2 protein-coding genes and 1 pseudogene are annotated in these 1927 nt (G+C 61.2%); all 3 read right to left on the bottom strand.

Features of this window, described 5'->3' with window-relative positions:
• Positions 1-384: 384 nt before the first annotated feature.
• Complete coding sequence (locus G6023_RS11185; protein ID WP_204650704.1) at positions 385-1269, bottom strand: IS3 family transposase; 885 nt, start codon at positions 1267-1269, stop codon at positions 385-387.
• Positions 1266-1559 (bottom strand): transposase, encoded by a 294-nt coding sequence (locus G6023_RS15755; protein ID WP_006898371.1) that lies wholly within the window; start codon positions 1557-1559, stop codon positions 1266-1268. Before G6023_RS15755 ends, G6023_RS11185 begins: the two co-directional genes overlap by 4 nt.
• 203 nt (positions 1560-1762) lie before the next feature.
• A pseudogene (locus tag G6023_RS16380) lies at positions 1763-1927 on the bottom strand (IS1380 family transposase); the annotation flags it as partial.

Raw genomic sequence — 1927 nt, 5'->3', positions numbered from 1 at the left:
AGCAGCAGTCACACCGGCCCGTGAATCAGCGGGGCTAGGTGGGTTTCTCTGTAGTTGCTGCGGCTCGTCCTCGCGAGCTGCAGGCCCTCGTCGTCGTCGAAGTTCAATGCCGGCCGCAGCTAGCGGCCGTGCACCGAGTCCGAACGGGCGGTCTGCGCGTTGACGTCGTCGATGCACCTTATAAGAGCGTGACCGTTCAGGGCGAGTCCTACGGATGTGTTGCAGCCACTCGTAGCCGGACTCGTCCCCGAACCCAAGGATCCACAGGAACACCGCCGGTACCAGGCCCCCCGGCATGTCCATCACCACGCGGGTGCGCATGGGACGAGCTTGATCGAACTAACCCCGCTGATTGGAGTGTTCCCGCTAAAGTGGCCACTGCAATTAAGCGGCGAGTTCGTATATGTCTCTGAATCCTAGTTCAAACTCGGCTGGTGTCAAATAGCCCAGTGTGGAATGTCGTCGGGCCCTATTGTAGTACTCCTCAATCCAGGTGAATGTGCTCTTTTTGAGTGCTTTTAGAGTGGGCCACGGGCGCGTGTGAATGAGTTCCTTCTTGTAGCTCGCGAAGAATGATTCTGCGACCGCGTTGTCGAAACAAATGCCAGTGCGCCCCAATGATCGTCGGATATTGTTTTTCGTGCAGTACTTATCGAAGTCGGTGGACGTGTATTGAGTTCCGCGATCGCTGTGGAATATGACTTTTCCGGGTGGTCGACGACGAGCGATGGCCATGTCCAGTGCGTCGGTGACCAGCTCGGTTCGCATGTGGTCGGCCACGGCCCATCCGACGACCATCCGGGAGTGCAGATCGATGACGGTGGCCAGGTACGCCCAGCCGTTCCAGGTCCGTACGTAAGTAATATCGCCGCACCATTTGGTGTTCGCCTCGGCCGCCGTGAAGTCGCGGCCGATGAGGTCAGGTGCCCCAACGGGGCTGTCTCCGGCGACGGTGGTGCGTTTCCACGCCTTCGGGTGGCGGCCTTCCAGACCTGCGACCTTCATGAGCCGCCACACCCGCTTGTGCGAGACCCGGTGGCCGCCGGCGGCGAGTTCCGCACGCATGCGCCGAACGCCGGGACGGCCGTTGAGGTGCTCGTAGTGGTACTCGATCAGCGCTGTTAACTCGTCGTCTCGGAGGTCTCGAGCTGAGCGCGACTTGCCGCGCCACTTGTAGTAGCCAGAAGTCGATACGCCGAGTTGAGCACACATGAACGTGACCGGATATGAATCGGATTCAGCCCAGTCCGCGATAGCCGCGAATTTCACCGCGGGTCTTTCGCGAACCAGGTCGCTACTTTTTTTGCGAACTCCACCTCCATCCGGGCGTGCTTCACTTCTTCGCGAAGGCGCTCGAGTTCCGCCCGCTCGTCCTCATTCAACGGGCGGTCAGACTCACCGTTTCCCTCGTCTCGAGTCTTCTTCACCCATTTCCCCAACGTCATCTCGTGAACGCCGATACTGCGTGCAACTTCGGCGATCGCACGGCCATCATCGATGACCAAACTTACCGCGTTGGCCTTGTACTCGGCAGTGAAGCTCCGACGAGTAGATCCCATAATCCGCTCCCTCTATCTTGGGGGAACTCACCGCTCATCTCCGGGTGTCCACCAGAGCGGGAACGGTCCAGATTCACGGAGCGTGAGGACTGCTGCTGTCGGGTGACGGCGGGATCGAATTCGTGGGTGGGCGTGCAGGAGTGCCGGCTGGCGCTGCCGGTGGGCGGGTCTCCGGTGGTGCTGTCGAGGGCGGGCAGGTGAGGTCAGGCGGGTTTGGGTATCGCGGCGATCGTGTTGAACACTGCGACGATGGCGGTGGCCCAGGGCCACGTTTCGGGAATCTTCACGCGCCGCCGTCGGCCGCTTCGGACCAGCCGGGCTGCCACGTGGAGGAAGCGGTAGCGCAGCGCTTTGGGCTCGCACAAGGC

The organism is Dietzia sp. DQ11-71, assembly GCF_014144995.1.
GTDB lineage: Bacteria > Actinomycetota > Actinomycetes > Mycobacteriales > Mycobacteriaceae > Dietzia > Dietzia kunjamensis.
Note: the sequence above shows the minus strand (reverse complement) of the source record. Positions and strands in the feature narration are given on the sequence as shown.